Source organism: Streptomyces sp. NPDC002690, from assembly GCF_053592415.1.
On record NZ_JBSFVR010000102.1, the window covers coordinates 1 to 22,003 of the forward strand.

A 22,003-nucleotide genomic window follows, 5' to 3' on the forward strand; every position below is an offset into this window, starting at 1 on the left:
ATCTCCTACCCCCGCCACCCCGACTACGCGCTCTTCCGCGAGATCGCCGACGAGGTGGGCGCCCGCCTGATCGTCGACGCCGCGCACCCGATGGGGCTGATCGCCGGGGGAGCGGCGCCGAACCCGGTCCCGTACGCCGACGTGGTCTGCGCCACCACGCACAAGGTGCTGCGCGGGCCGCGCGGCGGCATGCTGCTCTGCCGGGAGGAACTGGCCGGACGGATCGACCGCGCGGTCTTCCCTTTCACCCAGGGCGGGGCGCAGATGCACACGATCGCCGCGAAGGCCGTCGCGTTCGGCGAGGCGGCGACGCCCGCGTACGCCATGTACGCGCACCGGGTCGTCGCCAATGCCCGGGTGCTCGCCGCCGCGCTGGAGGCGGAGGGGTTCGACGTGGCGACCGGCGGAACCGACACCCACATGGTGCTGGCCGACCCGGCTCCCCTCGGCGTCGACGGACGTACCGCCCGCGACCGCCTCGCCGCCGCCGGCATGGTGCTGGACGTCTGCGCCCTGCCGCACGCGGGAGCCGCCGCCCTCACGGACGGTCACGGCAGGGGTATCCGGCTCGGCACGGCCGCCATCACCACCCAGGGCATGGACGAGGCGGACGTGGCACGGATCGCCGTTCTGCTCGCCGACGCGGTCCGGGACGGCGGGGATCATGATCGTATCCGTGCCGAAGTGCGGGGATTCGCCGAGCGGTGTCAGCCCTTTCACGGGTAGACGAAACCTGTGGAACCGTCACCCGTTCCCAGGTGTCTTCGCTCGTGGGGCTAGGGTGTGGGGCTGAGATGGCCGGCGAAATCTGTGGGGCAGCCCGTGCGTGATTACCTGCTGACGCTGTGTGTCGCGGCCGCAGTGACCTATCTGCTGACCGGACCGGTGCGGAAGTTCGCCATCGCGATCGGGGCCATGCCCGCGATCCGCGCGCGCGACGTGCACCGGGAACCGACACCGCGGCTCGGTGGCATCGCCATGTTCGGCGGACTGTGCGCCGGGCTGATCGTCGCCTCGCACCTGTTCAACCTCGGCGGGGTCTTCGAGCTCTCCAACGAGCCGAGGGCGCTGCTCTCCGGTGCGGCGCTGATCTGGCTGATCGGCGTCCTGGACGACAAGTTCGAGATCGACGCCCTGATCAAGCTCGGCGGCCAGATGATCGCCGCCGCCGTCATGGTCATCCAGGGCCTGACGATCCTCTGGCTGCCCATCCCCGGTATCGGGACGGTGGCGCTCACTCCCTGGCAGGGCACCCTGCTCACGGTCGCGCTGGTCGTCGTGACGATCAACGCGGTGAACTTCGTCGACGGACTGGACGGCCTCGCCGCCGGCATGGTCTGCATCGCCGCCGCGGCGTTCTTCCTGTACACCTACCGCCTCTGGTACGGGTACGGCATCGAGGCAGCCGCCCCCGCCACCCTCTTCGCCGCGATCCTCATGGGCATGTGCCTGGGCTTCCTGCCGCACAACATGCACCCGGCCCGGATCTTCATGGGCGACTCCGGCTCGATGCTGATCGGCCTGGTGCTCGCCGCCGGCGCGATCTCGGTGACCGGGCAGGTCGACCCGGACGCGATGAAGCTCTTCGAGGGGAGCGAGCGGCAGGCCACCCACGCGATGCTGCCGGTCTTCATCCCGCTGCTGCTGCCGCTGACGATCATCGCGATCCCCGCCGCCGACCTCGTGCTCGCGATCGTGCGGCGCACCTGGAACGGCCAGTCGCCGTTCGCCGCCGACCGCGGCCACCTGCACCACCGGCTGCTGGAGATCGGCCACTCGCACAGCCGGTCCGTGCTGATCATGTACTTCTGGTCGGCGCTGATCGCGTTCGGCGCGGTCGGGTACTCGGTGCACTCGGCGTCGATGTGGATCGTCCTGGTGATCGTCTTCCTCAGCGCCATCGGCCTGGTGCTGCTCCTGCTGCCGCGCTTCACCCCGCGCGCCCCCCGCTGGGCCAACTCCCTGGTGCCGCCCCGCTACCGGCGCCGTCTTCGTCCCGTGGAGCTCCCGGGCGACTCGGTGCCCGCGGCCGAGGAGGCGGTGGCCCCGGAGGCGCACGGCTCGCACCTCGCGGACGAGGACGCCGACCGCCCGCCGGTCGCCGTGGGAGTCTCCGGCGTCAACGGAGCGACCGCGATCGGCACCCGTTCGCGGTTCTCCGATCGGCGCAGAGCCAATTCCTCGCGCTGACCATTCGGACGCTGTCGCCCTTACCAGACAAGTCGGCAGGCTGTCTCGGCGCCACGCGGGCAACTAGTCCTCGCGTGTGACAGTTGGCACACGTTTGAGGTAAAGACCTCATCAAATAGTTTGTGATACCGTTCACGAGACCCGGTGACAGAGCCGAAGGACCCCAGTACGTCGGTCCATTGGCCTCAGGCATCGACTCGGACCGGGCCTACGCTCGTCCATGACGACACCATTTGCCCACCCCAAGCAAGCGGAGCTGCCGCCATGCCGACCAACGACGCCCGGACTCTCCTCCACACCGCCCTGCCCACCGCTGCCGCCGGCGCGATCGCCGTAGCCATCGGTGCCGGCGTGGCCGGTGGCAAGGGGGCCCTCGGCGCGCTCGTCGGGACGCTGGTCGTGATTCTCTTCATGGGGATCGGACTCGTCGTCCTGCAGCGGACCGCCCGGTCTCTCCCGCACCTGTTCCAGGCCATGGGGTTGATGCTGTACACCGCGCAGCTTCTGCTGGTGTTCATCTTCGTCGCCGCGTTCAAGAACACGACCGTGTTCAACCCGAAGGCGTTCGCGATCACGCTGGTCGCGCTCACCCTCGTATGGATCGGTGCTCAGGCACGGGCGCACATGAAGGCCAAGATCCTCTACGTCGAACCCGAGTCCAGCAAGGCTGAGAAGCCCGAAAAGACCGGCTCCCCGACGTGAAGGGTAGGGGCGGAATAAACGCCCGTTCCGGACCCTGCTATCGTCCGGTTCCAACTGCGGCACTGCGGGCGCGGGCATGTGAGCTGACGCCTGCCCGATCGCGAGGCTCACATGCCTGACTGCCGCTCTCACATCCGAAACACCAGTCCAGTGCCGAACCGCGGCTGCGCGCCGCGCCGACACAACGAGGTTGCCGTACCTATGCGCCACGCTGAAGGAGCCCGCGGTGAGTGCTGACCCGACACAGGTGCTCGCCTTCGAGACCGATTGCCACATCTTTGACGGTTGTGGTTTCCCGGCACCCGGCCTGCACTCGTTCCTGTTCGAACCCCTCTGGGGCGATGCGGACAGCAACCTGTACTTCAACAAGCCGATGTTGCTGGCCCTGCTGGGCTCGGTCATCATCGTCGGTTTCTTCTGGGCCGCGTTCGCCAAGCCCAAGATCGTCCCCGGCAAGCTGCAGTCCGTCGCCGAGATGGGCTACGACTTCATCCGCCGCGGTGTCGTGCACGAGACCATCGGTAAGCGCGAGGGCGAGAAGTACGTCCCGCTCATCGTCTCGCTGTTCTTCTTCGTCTGGATGATGAACCTCTGGTCGATCATCCCGGTCGCCCAGTTCCCGGTGACGTCGATCATCGCCTACCCGATCGCGCTCGCTCTGATCGTCTACGTGCTCTGGGTGAGCCTGACGTTCAAGAAGCACGGCTTCGTCGGGGCCTTCAAGAACTTCACCGGCTACGACAAGTCGCTCGGCCCGGTGCTGCCGCTGGCCATGCTGATCGAGTTCTTCTCGAATCTGCTGGTCCGCCCGTTCACGCACGCGGTGCGTCTCTTCGCGAACATGTTCGCGGGTCACACGCTGCTGCTGCTGTTCACGATCGCCAGCTGGTACCTGCTCAACGGCATCGGTATCGCCTACGCCGGCGTCTCGTTCGTGATGGTCATCGTGATGACCGCGTTCGAGCTCTTCATCCAGGCGCTTCAGGCGTACGTCTTCGTGCTCCTGACCTGCACCTTCATCCAGGGCGCGCTCGCCAAGCACCACTGAGCATCACGCACCCGACCCTAATTCGTCCGATGGCCAACCTCCATCGGTCCTTTGAAAGAGAAGGAAGACTGGCATGTCCCAGACCCTTGCTGCCGTCAGCGGCTCCCTCGGCTCCATCGGTTACGGCCTCGCCGCCATCGGCCCCGGCGTCGGCGTCGGCATCATCTTCGGTAACGGCACCCAGGCTCTCGCCCGTCAGCCCGAAGCTGCCGGCCTGATCCGCGCCAACCAGATCCTCGGCTTCGCATTCTGTGAGGCGCTCGCCCTCATCGGTCTGGTCATGCCGTTCGTCTACGGCAAGTGATCCTCGGATCCACGACCAGCAACCGAGACGAAAGGCACTGATGTGAACCCTCTGGTTCAGCTCGCGGCCGAAGAGGCGGAAAACCCCCTCATCCCGCCGATTCCCGAGCTCGTCATCGGCTTCATCGCCTTCATCATCGTCTTCGGTTTCCTCGCCAAGAAGCTCCTCCCGAACATCAACAAGGTTCTGGACGAGCGTCGCGAGGCCATCGAAGGCGGTATCGAAAAGGCCGATGCGGCCCAGACCGAGGCGCAGAGCGTTCTTGAGCAGTACAAGGCTCAGCTCGCCGAGGCGCGTCACGAGGCCGCTCGACTGCGCCAGGAGGCGCAGGAGCAGGGCGCCGTCATCATCCAGGAGATGAAGGCGGAAGGCCAGCGGCAGCGTGAGGAGATCATCGCTGCCGGTCACGCCCAGATCGAGGCCGACCGCAAGTCCGCGGCCGCCGCGCTGCGTCAGGACGTGGGCAAGCTCGCCACCGACCTGGCCGGCAAGCTCGTCGGCGAGTCCCTCGAGGACCACGCCCGGCAGAGCGGCACCGTCGACCGGTTCCTCGACGAGCTCGAGGCGAAGGCCGAGGCCGTCCGATGAACCACGCGAGCCGCGAGGCACTGGCTGCCGCGCGCGAGCGACTCGACGCGCTGACCGACAACACGTCGGTCGACGCCGAGAAGCTCGCAGAAGAGCTGGCATCCGTCACCGCGCTGCTCGACCGTGAGGTCTCGCTGCGTCGGGTCCTCACCGACCCGGCGCAGAGCGGCGAGGCCAAGGCCGAGCTCGCGGGCCGGCTGCTCGGCGGTCAGGTGAGCGGCGAAGCCGTCGACCTGATCTCGGGCATGGTCCGCTCGCGCTGGTCCTTCTCGCGCGACCTGGTGGACGCGGTCGAGGAGCTGGCGGCCACCGCCGACCTCACCGCGGCCCAGCGTGCGGGAGCGCTCGACGACGTCGAGGACGAGGTGTTCCGGTTCGGCCGGATCGTCTCCTCCGACACGGCGCTGCGCTCCGCGCTCACCAGCCGTACGGCCACTCCGGCCGCCAAGGGCACGCTGCTGCGCAGCCTGCTCGGCGGGAAGAGCCGCCCGGCGACCGAGCGTCTCGTCACGCGCCTGGTCACGCACCCCCGTGGACGTAGCCTGGAAGCAGGGCTCGACGCCCTGTCCAAGCTCGCCGCCGCACGTCGCGAACGCACGGTGGCCGTGGTCACCTCGGCGGTACCGCTGACCGACGTGCAGAAGCAGCGCCTCGGCGCGGCGCTGGCGAAGATCTACGGCCGGCAGATGCACCTGAACCTGGACGTGGACCCTGAGGTCCTCGGCGGAGTTTCGGTGCGCGTCGGTGACGAGGTCATCAACGGCACCATCGCGGACCGCCTCGACGAGGCGACCCGCCGCATGGCCGGCTGACGCCAGCCTTCGCTTTAACTGAACGAGCAACACCTGCGGCCCGGTTGGGCCGTGCAGAAACTGCAGAAGATTCCTGGGGGTCGGCCCCCAGACCCCCTTAAGAAACTTCGGGCCCAACAAGGAGAGCAGGGAACCCAGATGGCGGAGCTCACGATCCGGCCGGAGGAGATCCGGGACGCACTGGAGAACTTTGTCCAGTCGTACCAGCCGGACGCGGCCTCGCGCGAGGAGGTCGGTACGGTCAGCGTTGCCGGCGACGGCATCGCGAAGGTGGAGGGCCTGCCCTCCGCCATGGCGAACGAGCTGCTGAAGTTCGAAGACGGCACCCTCGGTCTCGCCCTCAACCTCGAAGAGCGCGAGATCGGTGCGATCGTCCTCGGCGAGTTCAGCGGTATCGAGGAGGGCCAGCCGGTGCAGCGCACCGGTGAGGTGCTCTCCGTCGGCGTCGGCGAGGGTTACCTCGGCCGCGTCGTCGACCCGCTCGGCAACCCGATCGACGGTCTCGGCGAGATCGCGACCGACGGCCGACGCGCCCTCGAGCTGCAGGCCCCGGGCGTCATGGTCCGCAAGTCGGTCCACGAGCCCATGCAGACCGGCTACAAGGCCGTCGACGCGATGGTGCCGATCGGCCGCGGCCAGCGTCAGCTGATCATCGGCGACCGTCAGACGGGTAAGACCGCTCTGGCCGTCGACACGATCATCAACCAGCGCGACAACTGGCGCTCGGGCGACGTGAACAAGCAGGTGCGCTGCATCTACGTCGCCATCGGCCAGAAGGGCTCCACCATCGCCTCGGTGCGCGGTGCCCTCGAAGAGGCCGGCGCGCTGGAGTACACGACCATCGTCGCCGCCCCGGCGTCCGACCCGGCCGGCTTCAAGTACCTGGCGCCGTACACCGGTTCGGCCATCGGTCAGCACTGGATGTACCAGGGCAAGCACGTCCTGATCGTCTTCGACGACCTTTCGAAGCAGGCCGACGCCTACCGCGCCGTCTCGCTGCTGCTGCGCCGTCCGCCGGGCCGCGAGGCCTACCCGGGCGACGTCTTCTACTTGCACTCGCGTCTGCTGGAGCGCTGCGCCAAGCTCTCCGACGAGATGGGTGCCGGTTCGATGACCGGTCTGCCGATCGTCGAGACCAAGGCGAACGACGTGTCGGCGTTCATCCCGACCAACGTCATCTCCATCACCGACGGCCAGTGCTTCCTGGAGTCCGACCTGTTCAACGCGGGTCAGCGTCCGGCGCTCAACGTCGGTATCTCGGTCTCCCGAGTCGGTGGCTCCGCCCAGCACAAGGCCATGAAGCAGGTCTCCGGCCGACTGCGCGTGGACCTCGCCCAGTACCGCGAGCTGGAGGCGTTCGCCGCCTTCGGTTCCGACCTGGACGCGGCCTCCAAGTCGTCGCTGGAGCGCGGTAAGCGCATGGTCGAGCTGCTGAAGCAGCCGCAGTACGCCCCGTACCCCGTCGAGGAGCAGGTCGTCTCCGTCTGGGCCGGCACCACCGGCAAGATGGACGACGTCCCGGTCGAGGACATCCGTCGCTTCGAGAGCGAGCTGCTGGACTACCTGCGCCGCGAGCGCAAGGACCTCCTCACCAGCATCGTCGAGGGCGGCAAGATGTCGGACGACACGCTGCAGTCGATCGCTGACGCCATTGCCGCGTTCAAGCAGCAGTTCGAGACCTCGGACGGCAAGCTTCTGGGCGAGGGCTGATCGATGGGCGCTCAGCTTCGCGTTTACAAGCGCCGCATCCAAGCCGTCACCGCGACCAAGAAGATCACCAAGGCGATGGAGATGATCGCCGCCTCGCGCATCGTCAAGGCGCAGCGCAAGGTGGCGGCGTCGCTGCCGTACGCCACCGAGCTCACCCGCGCGGTGACCGCGGTGGCGACCGGCTCCACCACCAAGCACCCGCTCACCACCGAGGTCGAGGCTCCGGCCCGGGTCGCGGTCCTGCTCCTCACGAGCGACCGCGGTCTGGCCGGCGGCTACTCCTCCAACGCCATCAAGGCGGCGGAGCGCCTCCGGGAGCGTCTTGGCGCGGAGGGCAAGGAGGTCGACACCTACATCGTCGGCCGCAAGGGTGTCGCGTACTACGGCTTCCGTGAGCGCACGGTCGCGGAGTCCTGGACGGGCTTCACCGACAACCCGTCGTACGCGGACGCCAAGGCGATCGCCGCCCCCCTCATCGAGGCCATCACCAAGGACTCGGCCGAGGGCGGTGTCGACGAACTGCACATCGTCTTCACGGAATTCGTGTCGATGATGACGCAGAACGCCATCGAAGGCCGGATGCTGCCGCTCTCCCTCGACCAGGTCGCGGAAGAGAACGGCACGAAGGGGGAGATTCTTCCCCTGTTCGACTTCGAGCCGTCGGCTGAGGACGTCCTCGACGCCCTTCTGCCGCGCTACGTCGAGAGCCGCATCTACAACGCGCTGCTGCAGGCCGCTGCTTCCGAGCACGCTGCCCGCCGCCGCGCGATGAAGTCGGCGACCGACAACGCCGGGGATCTCATCAAGAGCCTCTCCCGGCTTGCCAACGCGGCCCGCCAGGCCGAAATCACCCAGGAAATCAGCGAGATCGTCGGTGGTGCCAGTGCGCTGGCCGACGCGAACGCGGGGAGTGACAAGTAATGACGACCACAGTTGAGACGGCCGTTGCCACGGGCCGCGTCGCCCGGGTGATCGGCCCGGTCGTCGACGTGGAGTTCCCCGTCGACGCGATGCCGGAGATCTACAACGCGCTGCACGTCCAGGTCGACGACCCGGCCGAGGCCGGCGCCCGTAAGACGCTGACCCTCGAAGTCGCCCAGCACCTGGGTGACGGCGTGGTCCGCGCGATCTCGATGCAGCCGACCGACGGTCTGGTCCGCCAGGCCCCGGTGACCGACACGGGCACGGGCATCACCGTCCCCGTCGGTGACGTGACCAAGGGCAAGGTCTTCAACACCCTCGGTCAGATCCTGAACGAGCCGGAGGCCGAGGCGCAGATCACCGAGCGCTGGCCGATCCACCGCAAGGCCCCGGCCTTCGACCAGCTCGAGTCGAAGACCGAGATGTTCGAGACCGGCCTGAAGGTCGTCGACCTGCTGACCCCGTACGTCAAGGGCGGCAAGATCGGTCTGTTCGGTGGTGCGGGCGTCGGCAAGACGGTCCTCATCCAGGAAATGATCATGCGTGTGGCGAAGCTGCACGACGGTGTGTCGGTGTTCGCCGGTGTCGGCGAGCGCACCCGTGAGGGCAACGACCTCATCGACGAGATGACCGACTCGGGCGTCCTGGACAAGACCGCGCTGGTCTTCGGCCAGATGGACGAGCCGCCGGGCACCCGTCTGCGGGTCGCGCTGTCCGCCCTGACCATGGCGGAGTACTTCCGCGATGTGCAGAAGCAGGACGTGCTGCTCTTCATCGACAACATCTTCCGCTTCACGCAGGCCGGTTCCGAGGTCTCCACGCTGCTCGGCCGCATGCCGTCCGCAGTGGGTTACCAGCCGACCCTGGCCGACGAGATGGGTGTGCTCCAGGAGCGCATCACCTCGACGCGTGGTCACTCGATCACCTCGATGCAGGCGATCTACGTCCCCGCGGACGACCTGACCGACCCGGCCCCGGCCACCACGTTCGCCCACCTCGACGCGACGACGGTTCTCTCCCGTCCGATCTCCGAGAAGGGCATCTACCCGGCCGTGGACCCGCTGGACTCCACGTCCCGCATCCTGGACCCGCGTTACATCGCGCAGGACCACTACGACACGGCCAGCCGTGTCAAGGGAATCCTGCAGAAGTACAAGGACCTCCAGGACATCATCGCGATCCTCGGTATCGACGAGCTGGGCGAAGAGGACAAGCTCGTCGTTCACCGTGCCCGTCGCGTCGAGCGCTTCCTGTCGCAGAACACCCACGCCGCCAAGCAGTTCACCGGCCTGGACGGTTCGGACGTTCCGCTCGACGAGTCGATCGCCGCGTTCAACTCCATCTGCGACGGCGAGTACGACCACTTCCCCGAGCAGGCGTTCTTCATGTGCGGTGGCATTGAGGACCTCAAGGCCAACGCCAAGGAGCTCGGCGTTTCCTGAGCCTCCGGCTCACCGAGGGGGGTGGGCGTGTCCCACCCCCCTCACCACGCCCCGTAGAATTGACCCAACACCCGGCATCTGCTGCCGGGTGGTGACCCGAGGAGCCACCCTTGGCTGCTGAGCTGCATGTCGAGCTGGTCGCCGCGGACCGCAGTGTCTGGTCCGGCGAGGCCACCCTGGTCGTCGCACGCACCACGTCCGGCGACATCGGCGTCATGCCCGGTCACCAGCCGCTTCTGGGTGTGCTGGAATCGGGCCCGGTGACCATCCGTACGAGCGAGGGCGGCACCGTCGTCGCCGCCGTGCACGGTGGTTTCATCTCGTTCGCGGACGACAAGCTGTCGCTGCTGGCCGAGATCGCCGAGCTTGCCGACGAGATCGACGTCCAGCGTGCCGAGCGCGCGCTGGAGCGGGCGAAGTCGGACACGGACGCCGCCGCCGAGCGGCGCGCGGACGTGCGACTGCGTGCGGTGTCGGCGCACTAGCGCCGGCAGTGTGACCCGGACGGGGCGTCAGCGCTCCTGACGGCAGAAGTTTTTACTCAGCCGCGGCCCGAGCTGGAATCATCCAGACCGTGTCGCGGCTGAGGCGATGCGGGTGCGGTTCGTTTTCTGGTTACTCGACGATGCGAGGAGGTCGGTGGAGATGGTCCTCGCGTTGTGGGTGGGCGGAGTCGTCCTCGTACTGATCCTGGTAGGACTCTTCGTCTTCGGTCTGCGCCGGCGGCTCATCCAGCGCTCGGGCGGGACCTTCGACTGCAGTCTGCGCTGGGACGTGTCCACGGAACCCGACCCCACCGGCAAGGGCTGGGTCTACGGAGTCGCCCGCTACAGCGGTGACCGGGTCGACTGGTTCCGGGTGTTTTCCTACTCCCCGCGTCCGCGCCGCGCCCTGGAGCGCGGTGCCATCGAGGTGGTCGACCGCCGGCTCCCCGAGGGCGAGGAGGAGTTGGCGCTGCTCTCCGACTCCGTCGTGCTCGGCTGTCTCCTGCGGGGGACCCGCCTGGAGCTGGCGATGAGCGAGGACGCGCTGACCGGTTTCCTCGCGTGGCTGGAGGCGGCGCCGCCCGGCCAGCGGGTCAACGTGGCGTAGGGCGGTACGTGCGCGGGGCGCGTCCCGCGGTGAACGTTTCTCCGGGACCAGCCGTCCCGGGCAGGGCCGGGTGATCGCTCCCCGGCCTTCTCTGTTTTCCGGTGTCCTACCGGGTGCGTACGGCCCTGTTCCGCCGCGGCCCCTCCCCGCCGGGGCGCATCGACGCTCCGCACCACGCCAGGGTCAGCAGTCCGCAGGAGCCCGCGGTCGCGATCACGAGGTGGAGCGGCAGGAACTCCGCGACGACGCCGGCGGCGGCGAAGCCCAGCCCCTGGGTGATCATCAGACCCGCGAGGGTGATGGTCAGCGCCCGCCCGCGCAGGTCCTCGGGGGTGGCGTCGAGGACCCGCTGGTCCAGCCCCATGGCGTAGGTGAAGCCGAGACCGCACACCGCCAGCAGAGCCACTGATGCCCACAGACCGGGTCGGAACGTGAACCCGAGCAGCGGGAGGAACATCAGCACGGCGGTCGGCAGCACCATCCGGACCCGTGTGCCCGCGGTGAGCAAGGTGCCGGCCAGCAGCTCGCCGACCACCGAGCCCGCCGGCGCGGCACACAGCAACAGCCCCACGGCAGCCGGGCCGCCGCCGAGAGCGTCCGCGTAGGGCGAAGCCAGAGCTTCGGGGGCGACGGCGAAGGCCGGCGGCAGCCAGGTCAGCAACAGCAACGGACGGAGCCCGGGGACAGCCGGCACCTGCCGTACGCCCGACAGGGACGCACGAGCCACCGAAACGTGCGCACCGCCCTCCGGCGGGCGGGCCGACCGGCGGCTGGTCCCGAACCGGAGGAGCAGAACCGCCAGACCGAACCCCGCTGCCGCCGAGAGCAGGGCCTGCGAGGGGGAGACCACGAGGAGGAGCAGCCCGCCGACCGCGAAGCCGACGATCTGGGTGCTCTGCGAGACGAGCCGCAGCAAGGACCGGCCGAGCGCGTAGCCGGAGCCGGACAGCAGGTCCGGCAGGCCCGCCGCGCGGGCCCCCTGGAAGACCGGGGCGACAGTGCCGAGTGCCAGCAGCAGGACGAGCAGGACGGGAACGGGCACTCCGGGAAGCGCCATGGCGGCGACCACCACGCAACTGACCGCCTGGCAGGCCACCATGACGTCACGGGCGGGATGCCGGTCGGCCGCGGCCGACAGCAATGTCGCTCCGAAGACATATGGAGCGAAGCCCAGGGCGAACGTCAGAGAGGACAGCAGCGGAGACTGCGTCCTCTGGTACACCATGACCGAGAGCGTGATCTGTGCGACGACATTGCCCGAAGTCGCGATGATCTGCGCGAGGAGGATCATGCGGAACTCGCGTACGGCCAGGACCGTACGGTAGGTCGTGGGCGCGGTGGAAAGGGCGGCCGAGTCGCGCTGCCGAGGGGCGCGGGAGCTGTGCTGAGACATGGAACGCAGCATCCGCATCACCCCGGCGCCGTTCAATGGATTCGGAAACAACCGAATCCTCCGGCCTGTTGCGGCCATGAGACGAACGAGGTGCGGCCATGGCGGTGCGGTTGCTCGTGGAGACGGACGACCTGCTGAGATGCCGCTTCGCGCGCTCCCCGCTGTGGGAGACCGTCGCTGCCGTGCGGACCCTCGCGGATCCCCGTCGCCAGGTGTACCACCTCCCCTGGCTGAGGACGCTCGATCCCCGGCTCGACGAGAAGCAGCTCTCCCCGCTCCTGGCCCTCCTCCCGCGTACCGGGTACACACCGGACTTCCTGACCCCACCACCGGCCGGCCCGGCCTCGGAGATCGAGGAGGAACTGGCCCGGGTCGCGGACACCCCCATCGCGCACGTGAGGGAGGAACTCGACCGTTGTCTCCACGGGCCCGAACGGAACACACCGCTGCCCCCGGATCGGGCCGACCGTCTCCTGGCCGACCCCGGCCGCACTCTCGCGTCGCTCGTCACCCTGATCCGTACCTGCTGGAACTGGCTCGTCGCTCCGCAGTGGCCCCGGCTCCGGGACGTGCTCGACGCCGACATCGGCGTGAGGTCAAGGCAGTTGACCGAGGGCGGACTCCATCGGGTGCTCACCGGGTTGCACCCAGCCATCACCTGGGACGAACCCGGCGCGCTGCGCATCGCGGCTCCTCACCGGAGCCGGCACCCTCTCAACGGACAGGGGCTCCTGCTCCTGCCGAGCGCCTTCGTCTGGCCGGCGCTCACCGTGGTGGTCGAAGCGCCCTGGCAGCCCACCGTGATCTATCCGGCGCGCGGGATCGGTGACCTCTGGCAGTCCTCACCCAGTCCGTCAGCCTCCCAGAGCCTCCAGCGCCTCATCGGACGGACCCGCGCCCAGGTGCTGACCAGCCTGAGCGAGCCCCTCTCGACCAGCACCCTGGCCCGGATCCTCGGCCTGAGCCCCGCCACCGTCTCCGCGCACCTCACCGCACTCCACGACGCGGATCTGGTCAGTCGCCGTCGCGTGGGTCGCACGGTCTACTACGCGCCCACCGCTCTGGGCACGGCACTGACCCGGACTCCGCCCACCGGACCGAGACCACCGGAGGATGGACGGACCGTGCCCCCGTCGCGGTGAAGCCCGGTGGGCCCCTCCGCGCACTGGGGCTGGCGTGCCCCCTCCGCGTACGACCCCGGTCACGACCCCGCTTACGACTTCCAGGAACGACGAAAGACCGGGGAGACAGGGGGCGGACCTGTCTCCCCGGCGCTTTCGGGGGTGGTGCTCTTCAGGGCAGAGGCCCTGGGGGAGGGCTACTTGAGGTTGGTGCCCATCGCCTTCACGAGCTCACCGTTGCTGGTGTCACCGCTGAACTCCCAGAAGAACGCGCCGCCCAGGCCCTGGTTCTTCGCCCATGCCATCTTCGAGGCGATGGTGGCCGGGGTGTCGTAGCTCCACCAGTTGGTGCCGCAGTGGGCGTAGGCCGTACCGGCGACCGTGCCGGTGGCCGGGCAGCTGGTCTTCAGGACCTTGTAGTCCTCGATGCCCGCCTCGTAGGTGCCGGCCGCCGCGCCGGTGGCGGTGCCGCCGGGTGCGTCCTGGGTGACGCCGGTCCAGCCCCGGCCGTAGAAGCCGATGCCGAGCAGCAGCTTGGAGGCGGGAACGCCCTGGGCCTTGAGCTTGGCGATCGCGTCGGCGCTGGTGAAGCCGGGCGTCGGGATGCCGGAGTACGAGGTCAGCGGCGAGTGCGGGGCCGTCGGGCCGGTGTTCGCCCAGGCGCCGAAGAAGTCGTACGTCATGACGTTGTACCAGTTGAGGTTCGCCGAGGCGCCCGCGTAGTCGGCCGCGTCGATCTTGCCACCGGTGGAGCCGTCCGCGGTGATGGCGGCGGTGACCAGGGCGGAGGAACCGAACTTGTTGCGCAGCGCGGTGGTGAGGTTCTTCAGGGCCGCCGGACCGCTGGTGTCACAGGTCAGGCCACAGGCGTTCGGGTACTCCCAGTCGATGTCGATGCCGTCGAAGACATCGGCCCAACGGGGGTCCTCCACCAGGTTGTAGCAGGACTGGGCGAACGCGGTCGGGTTCTGGGCCGCCTGGCCGAAGCCACCGGACCAGGTCCAGCCGCCGAAGGACCAGAGGATCTTGATGTTCGGGTACTTGGCCTTCAGCTTGCGGAGCTGGTTGAAGTTGCCGCGCAGCGGCTGGTCCCAGGTGTCGGCGACTCCGTCGACGGCCTGGTCGGCGGTGTAGGCCTTGTCGTAGTCGGCGTAAGCGTCACCGATGGCGCACTGGCCGTTGGTGACGTTGCCGAAGGCGTAGTTGATGTGCGTGATCTGCTCGGCGGAGCCCGAGGTGACCAGGTTCTTCACGTGGTAGTTGCGGCCGTAGACGCCCCACTCGGTGAAGTAACCGAGGTTGATCTTGCTGCCCGTGCCGGGGGTGCCGGGATCGGTCGTGCCGCCGCCGGTGGTCTTGACGCTCACGGCGCCGGAGACCGGGCCCGTCACGTCGGAGGTGTCGCGCGCCTGCACGGAGTACGAGTAGCTCGTGCCGGCGGTCAGAGTGCTGTCGGTGTACGTCGTGGTGGTGACGGTGGCGATCTTCGCCCCGTCGCGCAGCACGTCGTAGTTCTTGATGCCCGCGTCGTCGGTCGCGGCGGTCCAGCTGAGCTTCGCCGAGGTGTTGGTGATGGCGCTCGCCGTGGGGGTGCCGGGAGCGGAGGGGGCGCTGTTGCCCGGCACCGTGGTGCCGCCGTCACAGGAGGCGCCGTTGAGCTTGCAGCCCGTGGGGGCGCCGGAGCCCGCGCCGTTGAAACCGAAGCTGACGCTCGCGCCGGCGGCGATGGTGCCGTTCCAGCCGAGGTTCTTGGCGGTCCAGTGGGTGCCGGAGCTGGTGACGGTGGCGTCCCAGGCGGAGGTGACCGAGGTGCCGGAGGGGTAGTCCCACTCGATGGTCCACGAGGAGAGCGCGGTGGTGCCGGTGTTCTTCACCGTCCACTGGCCCTCGAAGCCGGTGCCCCAGTCGGTCTTCTTGACGTAGGTCGCGGTGGCCGAGGTGGCCGCCGACGCGGGAGAGGCGAGGCCGACCATCGCGGCGATCGGCAGCAGCAGTGCGGAGAGGCCGGCTATCGCTTTGGTCCTGCCGCTCTTTCTGAGCGTCCAGCCGAATCTGGTCCGGCGTTCGGGGGTCTCGGTGCTCAACGGTGCTCCTCGGGTGAGGTCCGACAAACGGGGGGTGGTTCGTGGACTGCAGACCCTGCGCCGCCCTGAGTGCGCCTTGTCATGTGCGCGCTCATCGCAGTGTGTTGCGGTGAGACTAGGAAGGTCTGGACCAATCGTCAAGAGGTCTGGACCAGGGGAAGCCGGTGTGCCGTGGTGGGCCCGATCACAGACCCAACTCCCGCGCCAGGACTGCCGCCTGGGCACGACTGCGCAGTCCGAGCTTGGCCAGCACCCTGCTGACGTGCGTTTTCGCCGTCGCCTCGGCCATCGAGAGCCGCCCGGCGATCTCCGCGTTGGACAGTCCGGCGGCCAGGCACCCGAGGACCTCCCGCTCGCGGCGGGTGAGCGCCTCCAACTCGGCGCCGCCGGCCGCGGACTCCGACGCCGCCGAAGCGGCCGACGCCGCCGTGAACTCCGCGATCAGCCGGCGCGTCACCGCCGGAGCGATCAGCCCCTCGCCCCGGGCCACCGCGCGGACCGCCTCCAGCAGGTCCCGCGCCTCCGTGTTCTTGAGCAGGAAGCCGGAGGCCCCGGCCCGCAGCGCCCCGAAGACGTAACTGTCCAGGTCGAACGTGGTCAGCACCAGCACGTCGGCGCTCCCCTCGGCCACCACCCGCTCGGTGGCCGACACCCCGTCCAGGCGCGGCATCCGAAGGTCCATCAACACCACGTCCGGGCGCAGTCCGCGCGCCAGCCGTACGGCCTCCTCGCCGTCCGCCGCCTCGCCCACCACCTCGATGTCCGGCGCGCTCCGCAGGATCAGCACCAGACCCGCCCGCACGGCCGACTGGTCCTCGGCCACCAGAACCCGGATCGTCATGCGCTCCTCGTTTCTTCTCCATGTCCTCGGACGTCGTCGGACACCGGCAGTTCGGCCCGTACCCGCCAGAGCGCGGTGCCGTCCGCCGCCCGCTCCTCGCCCGCCCGGAGCGTCCCGCCCAGCAGCTCCGCCCGCTCCCGCATGCCGATCAGCCCGGTGCCGGAACCCGGGGTACGAGGGCCCTTGCGCGCGCCGGACACGCTGGTCACCTCCACCGTCAGCAGGTCGCCCGGCCGGGCGAGCCGGACCCGTACCGCACCGGGTGCGGCGTGCTTGAGCGCGTTCGTCAGCGACTCCTGGACGATGCGGTACGCGGCGAGCTCCACCGGAGCGGGCAGCACCCCGCCACCCCGCGCGTCGTCCTCCAGCACGCAGGTCAGCCCGCTGGAGGCGGCATGGGCGCGGGACTGCTCGATCAGCGCGTCCAGCGCCGAGAGCCGCGGCGCCGCGACGGGCAGGTCGGGTGCCCCGCCCTGGCGCAGCAGACCGATCAGCCGCCGCATCTCGGCGAGTCCGGCGACCGAGTTCTCCCGTATCACCGACAGGGCTTCGCGGGAGGTCGGGGGATCGTCGATGGAGAGCGCGGCCGTGGAATGGAGGGCGATCGCCGAGAGGTGGCCCGCGACCACGTCGTGCAGCTCGCGCGCCATGCGCGAGCGCTCCTCGGCCACGGCCTGGGAACGGTCCGCCTCCGCCAGCAGCGCGGTCTGTTCGGCCCGCAGCCGGGCGGCCTCGGCGGCGACGCGGTGGCTCCGCGCGGCGGCTCCGGTGATCGCGGGTACGAAGGAGACCAGCCCGGCCAGGACCCCCACCAGCACGGCGTCGGCCGGACGCAGCCGGGGCAGCAGCGCGAGAGTGAGCGCCACCGCGCCCAGCAGCGACGCCACCGGGATGCGCCGGGCCGCCGCGTCGGAGCCGTACACCACGGCCGCGTACACCACGTCGGTGTACATCAGGACCGTCGCCATGTTCCCCGGGGTGAACTGGTCGGCGGCCAGCAGGACCGTGGCCAGGGCGAGGGCCGTGCCGGGCCGGGTACGGCGCATCAGCTCCGCGGCGGCCATCGGCATCAGGGGGAGGAGCCCCGCCCAAGGAGCGTCGAAGGGGCGGCCGTTCTGCATCCGCAGGCCCAGCAGCCAGAGCAGCAGGCCGCCCGCCAGGCCGGCGGCGGCGATCAGAAGGTCATGGCGGTGCGGGCGGCGGATGACGGGTTCCACCTCGTCATCCAACAGGGAACGGGCCCTGGGCGCACGGCTGTTCACGAGAGCGGGGCGTCAGTACATCGAAGGATGCAGTCGCGATTCGTCATCGGAGACGACGAAGTGGCGCCCCGTGGGCGGGAGTCTGAGGGAAACAGGAGGAGAAGCCGTGGTCGTCACACTGATCGTTCTCTGCGAGACCGGCTTCTGGGTGCTGCTCGCCGCCGGCCTCACCCTGAGGTACGCGGCGCGGCGGCCCCGGGCCGGTGCGGCGGTTCTGCTGTGCGAGCCGCTGCTGGAGGTGGTCCTGTTCGTCGTGACGGCGATCGACCTGCGCGACGGCGCCGAGCCCGACTGGAAGCACGGACTGGCCGCCGTCTACATCGGCTTCACCGTCGGGCTCGGCCCCGCGACCATCCGATGGGTGGACGAGCGGGTGGCCCACCGGTTCGCCGGGGGGCCGGAGCCGGTGAAGCCGCCGAAGTACGGGTGGGCCCGCGCGGTCCGCGAGTGGCGCACCGCCGGTCGCTGGACCCTGGCGGCGGTGATCGCGATCGCCCTGCTCCAGGCCGCCGCGTGGTACGTCGGCCAGGACGGAGACAACGACACCGGCTCGCTGCGGATGTGGCAGCAGAGGATGCTCTGGGTGATCGGCGTCAATCTGATCGTCGCCGGGTCCTACACGTTGTTCCCGAAGACCGGCCCGGCCCCCACGCGGGAGCAGGAGCGGGAGGACACGCGGAAACGCGAAGTCTGACCGGTCGGTCTGCGCGGGCCGGCGGAAGTCGTCGTACAGGTCCTCAGCGGTCCCCGCCCGGTACCCAGAGCACGTCCCCGACCTCCTTGTTCGCCACCCTCGCCAGGATGAAGAGCAGGTCGGAGAGACGGTTGAGGTAAGTCGCCGTCAGCGGGTTCATCACCTCGCCGTGCACCTCCAGCGCCGCCCATGTGGAGCGCTCCGCGCGCCGGACCACCGTGCACGCCTGGTGGAGCAGGGCCGCACCCGGCGTACCACCCGGAAGGATGAAGCTCCTCAGCTTCTCCAGGTCGTCCAGGAAGCGGTCGCAGTCGGCCTCCAGCTTGTCGACGTAGGACTGCTCCACCCGCAGCGGCGGGTACTTCGGGTTCTCCACCACCGGCGTCGACAGGTCGGCGCCCACGTCGAAGAGGTCGTTCTGCACCCGGACGAGGACCTTCACCACGTCCTCGGAGAGCTGCCCGAGCGCCACCGCGGTCCCGATGACCGCGTTGGCCTCGTTGGCGTCGGCGTACGCCGAGATCCGCAGATCGGTCTTGGCGGTACGGCTCATGTCACCGAGGGCGGTCGTGCCGGTGTCGCCGGTACGGGTGTAGATGCGCGTCAGATTGACCATGCGACCAGGCTATGCGGAGCACGGCGGCGCCAGGTGCCCTTCCGCGCGTGGCCGTGGTCACGCGGCAACTGCCGCCCGGGTGCCGCCGCCTGACGCCGGCCGGTGTGATGTCCGTCATGTGAGACGTGACGCGCATCTCTAAGCGGTCACACCGCCCCTCACGGGTACTAATCTCCGCCGGAGAGCACATGCAGGACAGTCGGAGAGAGTGCGTCAGATCTGCCGCACGGTGACAAGACCAAAGGGGTGTGACGTGGCCGGGAAGCTCGCCGTCATCGGGGCCGGACTCATGGGGTCCGGTATCGCGCAGGTCGCCGCCCAGGCCGGCTGGGACGTCGTGCTGCGGGACGTCACCGACCAGGCCCTCGCCCGCGGGCTGGACTCCGTGAAGGCGTCGTACGAGAAGTTCGTCGCCAAGGGCAAGCTGACGGCGGACGACGCCGGGGCCGCGCTCGCCCGCATCACCGCGACCACCGACCTGGACTCCGCCGCCGACGTGGACGTCGTGGTCGAGGCCGTGTTCGAGAAGCTGGAGGTCAAGCACGAGATCTTCCGCGCCCTCGACGAGGTAGTGCGGGAGGACACCGTCCTCGCCTCCAACACCTCCGCCATCCCGATCACCAAGATCGCGGCAGTGACGAAGCGCCCGGAGCGCGTCGTCGGCGTGCACTTCTTCTCGCCGGTGCCGATGATGCGGCTCTGCGAACTCGTCCGCGGCTACAAGACCAGCGACGAAACCCTGGCCACCGCGCGGGAGTTCGCCGAGTCCGTCGGCAAGACCTGCATCGTCGTCAACCGGGACGTGGCGGGCTTCGTCACCACCCGGCTGATCTCCGCGCTGGTGGTCGAGGCGGCGAAGCTCTACGAGTCGGGCGTCGCCACCGCCGAGGACATCGACACCGCCTGCAAGCTCGGCTTCGGCCACGCCATGGGCCCCCTCGCCACCGCCGACCTGACCGGCGTCGACATCCTCCTGCACGCGACCTCCAACATCTACACGGAGTCGCAGGACGAGAAGTTCGCAGCCCCGGAACTGATGCGCCGGATGGTCGACGCGGGTGACATCGGCCGCAAGAGCGGGCAGGGCTTCTACACCTACTGAGCACCACCCCGGCTCCCCGGGGGCCCGCGCCGCGCCGTCGGCCGGGCCCCGGGCGCCCCGGGGGCACCAGGGGCCGTACCCGGCTCCAGGCGAAGCCGGACCGGAAGCGGTGCCGGAACAGCGGACCGGCATCACCCCACAGGGTGAATTCGGTATCGGTTCGCTCACAGGCGGCAACTTCCCCGCTCCTGTCACAGTCACTGGTGGCAGGAGCGGGCGGCCACACGGACTCTTGTACGAAGCGATACGGGGAGCGCATATGCACATCAGGGGCGACCACGCCGAGCTGGTCGTCGGGGGCCGCCTCGACGTCCGAAGCGCGGCGGACGCCCGTACGGCTCTGCACGCCGCCGTCGACGACGGCGTCGGTGACCTCGTGCTCGATCTGACCGAGCTGGACTCCTGGGACGCCACCGGACTCGGCGTGATCATGGGTGTGCACCGCAGGGCGGGCCGTGCCGGACGCCGCCTGGTGCTGCGCGGCGTACCTCCGCAGATGCAGCGCCTGCTGGTGGCGACCCGGCTGCACCGCATCCTGGCCATCGAGGGCGGCATCGCCGCCGAATCCCTGCCACGGGTCTGAAGGCTGAGAGAAGGCGCACGGAAGACCTCAGCGTCCGCCCGGCACTGAGCACGGCGATGGGCGTACGGCCCAACGCGCCTTCACCGGCGGGTATGGCCGGCGGCTCCCACCCGATGGCCGTCCGGCGTACCCCGAACGACCGGTAGTAAGTGCCGCCCGCATCGGAGTGTCCGACGGTGGTGGCACCCGAGGGCGTGGCCGTACCGAGGTCAGCCGCCCTTCGCCCGCTCCCGTGTACATCCCCTTCCAGCGGTGACCGTCGACGTGGGCGACCGCCGGGTGGCGAGGTCCCCGAAGGCGCCGTAGCGCGAGCTCGGTTCGGGAGTGGGAACGATCGCCCACGCGGCGCCGTCGTAGTGCAGCATGAGCGGGCGGATGCGGCCTTCCGGCGTGCCGACAGCATTCCCGCCGCCAGCGCGGCCGGTGCGATGCGCCACCGCGTCACCTTCGCTGTCACTTTCGCTGTCACTGCCACTGGTCCGCCTCCATCGTCCGCGGAAGCCCGAAGCGAGTCCGGCCGCATCCGTCCTGTCACCGACTACTGATGCGGGAGGCGCGCGAAAGGTTGAAGTGCCGGAAGGCTGAAGTGCCGGAAAGCTGAAGTGCCGGAACGAGAAGGGCGGGAGCTCTCCCGGGTGTACGGCGGGCCGCCGGGGCCGTCCGCCCTGACCCGCTCCCCGGGCGCTCCGACTCCGTCCCGGTGGCCGTCGGACCGCTTCACGGAGGCCCCGCCCGCACCCCGGGCCTCCGGCGCCGGTTCCGGGCGCGCCGGCATGACAGGCGGCCGAACCGGGCTATACACCTGAGAACGTGAGGTCCCGGGCGGCGTCCACCCCCGGCTTCGCGACGGGACGGACGAACGAATAGGGTTCGGCCGTCCGCCGATCGACCGAACCCGCAGGCGGACACCACGAGCAACAGCGGCACGTGCGCGCCGGACGGGCAGCAGTGCGACGCGTCTGGGGGACTTGGACGATGAACCCGACAGCACGGGACCCGGAACAGTACGGCGGTCACGACACCGGCGGGAGCGGCGAGGCACCTGCCCGGCGCCGGCCCTCCCGTGACGCCCTGCCGACCGAACTCGTACCCCAGACGGGGGCCAAGGCCCGCGTCGTGCGACTCATATCCGGCGACCTCCTGATCACGGTCAACCCCGTGGACGGCAGCGAGGCCGAACCCTGCCCGCCCGGCATGCGGCCCGAAGCCCCGCTCCGGCGCACCGCCGAGGAACGCGCCACCCGCGAGCGCGCGGCGGAACCCCCCGTACCGCCGGGCCCGCCCGCCCCGCAACTGCCGCTGCTGGAGCGTCAGGAAGAGCGTGGACGGCTCGTACGCCTGCTCACCAGGGGCCGTTCGGCCCGCCTCAGCGGCCCGGCCGGCTCCGGCCGTACCGCCCTGCTGGACGCCGTCGCCGGATTCTCTTCATGGGGATCGGACTCGTCGTCCTGCAGCGGACCGCCCGGTCTCTCCCGCACCTGTTCCAGGCCATGGGGTT

20 protein-coding genes and 2 pseudogenes are annotated in these 22,003 nt (G+C 69.6%); 17 read left to right on the forward strand and 5 right to left on the reverse strand.

What is annotated here, in order from left to right; translation table 11 throughout:
* The 12 genes and pseudogenes from ACWD3D_RS15475 to ACWD3D_RS15530 form a co-directional block, all read left to right on the forward strand.
* Nucleotides 1-726: pseudogene (locus ACWD3D_RS15475) on the forward strand (serine hydroxymethyltransferase); the annotation flags it as partial.
* 84 nt (nucleotides 727-810) lie between these two features.
* Nucleotides 811-2,190: an MraY family glycosyltransferase gene (locus ACWD3D_RS15480; RefSeq protein WP_451461384.1), complete on the forward strand. Its 1,380-nt coding sequence runs from the start codon at nucleotides 811-813 to the stop codon at nucleotides 2,188-2,190.
* A 264-nt stretch (nucleotides 2,191-2,454) separates the two neighbouring features.
* Nucleotides 2,455-2,892, forward strand: a complete 438-nt coding sequence (locus tag ACWD3D_RS15485) for a hypothetical protein (RefSeq protein WP_451461385.1) — start codon at nucleotides 2,455-2,457, stop codon at nucleotides 2,890-2,892.
* Between the two features lie 211 nt (nucleotides 2,893-3,103).
* Nucleotides 3,104-3,940 carry a F0F1 ATP synthase subunit A gene (atpB, locus tag ACWD3D_RS15490; RefSeq protein WP_328723649.1) on the forward strand — a complete coding sequence of 279 codons (837 nt, stop codon included), beginning with the start codon at nucleotides 3,104-3,106 and terminating at the stop codon, nucleotides 3,938-3,940.
* A 73-nt stretch (nucleotides 3,941-4,013) separates the two neighbouring features.
* Nucleotides 4,014-4,244, forward strand: coding sequence for an ATP synthase F0 subunit C (gene atpE, locus ACWD3D_RS15495; RefSeq protein ID WP_024884520.1), 231 nt, complete (start codon nucleotides 4,014-4,016; stop codon nucleotides 4,242-4,244).
* Nucleotides 4,245-4,286: 42 nt separating this feature from the next.
* Nucleotides 4,287-4,832, forward strand: coding sequence for a F0F1 ATP synthase subunit B (locus ACWD3D_RS15500; RefSeq protein ID WP_451461386.1), 546 nt, complete (start codon nucleotides 4,287-4,289; stop codon nucleotides 4,830-4,832).
* Complete coding sequence (locus tag ACWD3D_RS15505; RefSeq protein WP_451461387.1) at nucleotides 4,829-5,644, forward strand: F0F1 ATP synthase subunit delta; 816 nt, start codon at nucleotides 4,829-4,831, stop codon at nucleotides 5,642-5,644. The genes ACWD3D_RS15500 and ACWD3D_RS15505 overlap by 4 nt, the downstream gene beginning before the upstream one ends.
* A 138-nt stretch (nucleotides 5,645-5,782) precedes the next feature.
* Complete coding sequence (gene atpA, locus ACWD3D_RS15510) at nucleotides 5,783-7,354, forward strand: F0F1 ATP synthase subunit alpha (protein ID WP_358760690.1); 1,572 nt, start codon at nucleotides 5,783-5,785, stop codon at nucleotides 7,352-7,354.
* 3 nt (nucleotides 7,355-7,357) lie between these two features.
* Nucleotides 7,358-8,275 (forward strand): F0F1 ATP synthase subunit gamma, encoded by a 918-nt coding sequence (locus ACWD3D_RS15515; RefSeq protein WP_451461388.1) that lies wholly within the window; start codon nucleotides 7,358-7,360, stop codon nucleotides 8,273-8,275.
* Nucleotides 8,275-9,717, forward strand: coding sequence for a F0F1 ATP synthase subunit beta (gene atpD, locus ACWD3D_RS15520; protein ID WP_328719401.1), 1,443 nt, complete (start codon nucleotides 8,275-8,277; stop codon nucleotides 9,715-9,717). The genes ACWD3D_RS15515 and atpD overlap by 1 nt, the downstream gene beginning before the upstream one ends.
* Before the next feature lie 110 nt (nucleotides 9,718-9,827).
* Nucleotides 9,828-10,202 carry a F0F1 ATP synthase subunit epsilon gene (locus tag ACWD3D_RS15525; protein WP_275492059.1) on the forward strand — a complete coding sequence of 125 codons (375 nt, stop codon included), beginning with the start codon at nucleotides 9,828-9,830 and terminating at the stop codon, nucleotides 10,200-10,202.
* 160 nt (nucleotides 10,203-10,362) lie between these two features.
* Nucleotides 10,363-10,809 (forward strand): DUF2550 domain-containing protein, encoded by a 447-nt coding sequence (locus ACWD3D_RS15530; protein WP_386891234.1) that lies wholly within the window; start codon nucleotides 10,363-10,365, stop codon nucleotides 10,807-10,809.
* Nucleotides 10,810-10,915: 106 nt separating this feature from the next.
* Here ACWD3D_RS15530 and ACWD3D_RS15535 read toward each other — a convergent pair whose 3' ends face one another.
* Complete coding sequence (locus tag ACWD3D_RS15535) at nucleotides 10,916-12,202, reverse strand: MFS transporter (RefSeq protein ID WP_451461389.1); 1,287 nt, start codon at nucleotides 12,200-12,202, stop codon at nucleotides 10,916-10,918.
* A 98-nt stretch (nucleotides 12,203-12,300) separates the two neighbouring features.
* Here ACWD3D_RS15535 and ACWD3D_RS15540 point away from each other — a divergent pair, with 98 nt between their 5' ends.
* A complete protein-coding gene (locus ACWD3D_RS15540) occupies nucleotides 12,301-13,344 on the forward strand; it encodes a DUF5937 family protein (protein ID WP_451461390.1) in 1,044 nt (347 codons plus the stop codon).
* A 176-nt stretch (nucleotides 13,345-13,520) separates the two neighbouring features.
* Here ACWD3D_RS15540 and ACWD3D_RS15545 read toward each other — a convergent pair whose 3' ends face one another.
* From ACWD3D_RS15545 to ACWD3D_RS15555, 3 genes are all read right to left on the reverse strand, one after another.
* Nucleotides 13,521-15,407, reverse strand: coding sequence for a glycosyl hydrolase family 18 protein (locus tag ACWD3D_RS15545; RefSeq protein WP_451461391.1), 1,887 nt, complete (start codon nucleotides 15,405-15,407; stop codon nucleotides 13,521-13,523).
* A gap of 184 nt (nucleotides 15,408-15,591) precedes the next feature.
* Nucleotides 15,592-16,248, reverse strand: coding sequence for a response regulator (locus ACWD3D_RS15550; protein WP_451461392.1), 657 nt, complete (start codon nucleotides 16,246-16,248; stop codon nucleotides 15,592-15,594).
* Entirely contained in the window at nucleotides 16,245-17,465 is a 1,221-nt protein-coding gene (locus tag ACWD3D_RS15555) for a sensor histidine kinase (protein WP_451461393.1), read from the reverse strand. The genes ACWD3D_RS15550 and ACWD3D_RS15555 overlap by 4 nt, the downstream gene beginning before the upstream one ends.
* Nucleotides 17,466-17,616: 151 nt before the next feature.
* Between ACWD3D_RS15555 and ACWD3D_RS15560 the strand changes: the two genes are divergently transcribed.
* Nucleotides 17,617-18,204 carry a hypothetical protein gene (locus ACWD3D_RS15560; protein WP_451461394.1) on the forward strand — a complete coding sequence of 196 codons (588 nt, stop codon included), beginning with the start codon at nucleotides 17,617-17,619 and terminating at the stop codon, nucleotides 18,202-18,204.
* A gap of 43 nt (nucleotides 18,205-18,247) precedes the next feature.
* Here the strand turns inward: ACWD3D_RS15560 and ACWD3D_RS15565 are convergent, their stop codons facing one another.
* Complete coding sequence (locus ACWD3D_RS15565) at nucleotides 18,248-18,820, reverse strand: cob(I)yrinic acid a,c-diamide adenosyltransferase (protein WP_451461395.1); 573 nt, start codon at nucleotides 18,818-18,820, stop codon at nucleotides 18,248-18,250.
* A 253-nt stretch (nucleotides 18,821-19,073) separates the two neighbouring features.
* Here ACWD3D_RS15565 and ACWD3D_RS15570 point away from each other — a divergent pair, with 253 nt between their 5' ends.
* The 3 genes and pseudogenes from ACWD3D_RS15570 to ACWD3D_RS15580 all read left to right on the forward strand — a co-directional run.
* Entirely contained in the window at nucleotides 19,074-19,922 is an 849-nt protein-coding gene (locus tag ACWD3D_RS15570) for a 3-hydroxyacyl-CoA dehydrogenase family protein (protein ID WP_451461396.1), read from the forward strand.
* A 259-nt stretch (nucleotides 19,923-20,181) separates the two neighbouring features.
* On the forward strand, nucleotides 20,182-20,505 hold the full coding sequence (locus tag ACWD3D_RS15575; protein ID WP_328719394.1) for an STAS domain-containing protein: 324 nt from the start codon (nucleotides 20,182-20,184) through the stop codon (nucleotides 20,503-20,505).
* A 975-nt stretch (nucleotides 20,506-21,480) separates the two neighbouring features.
* Nucleotides 21,481-22,003 (forward strand): annotated as a pseudogene (locus ACWD3D_RS15580) (hypothetical protein); the annotation flags it as partial.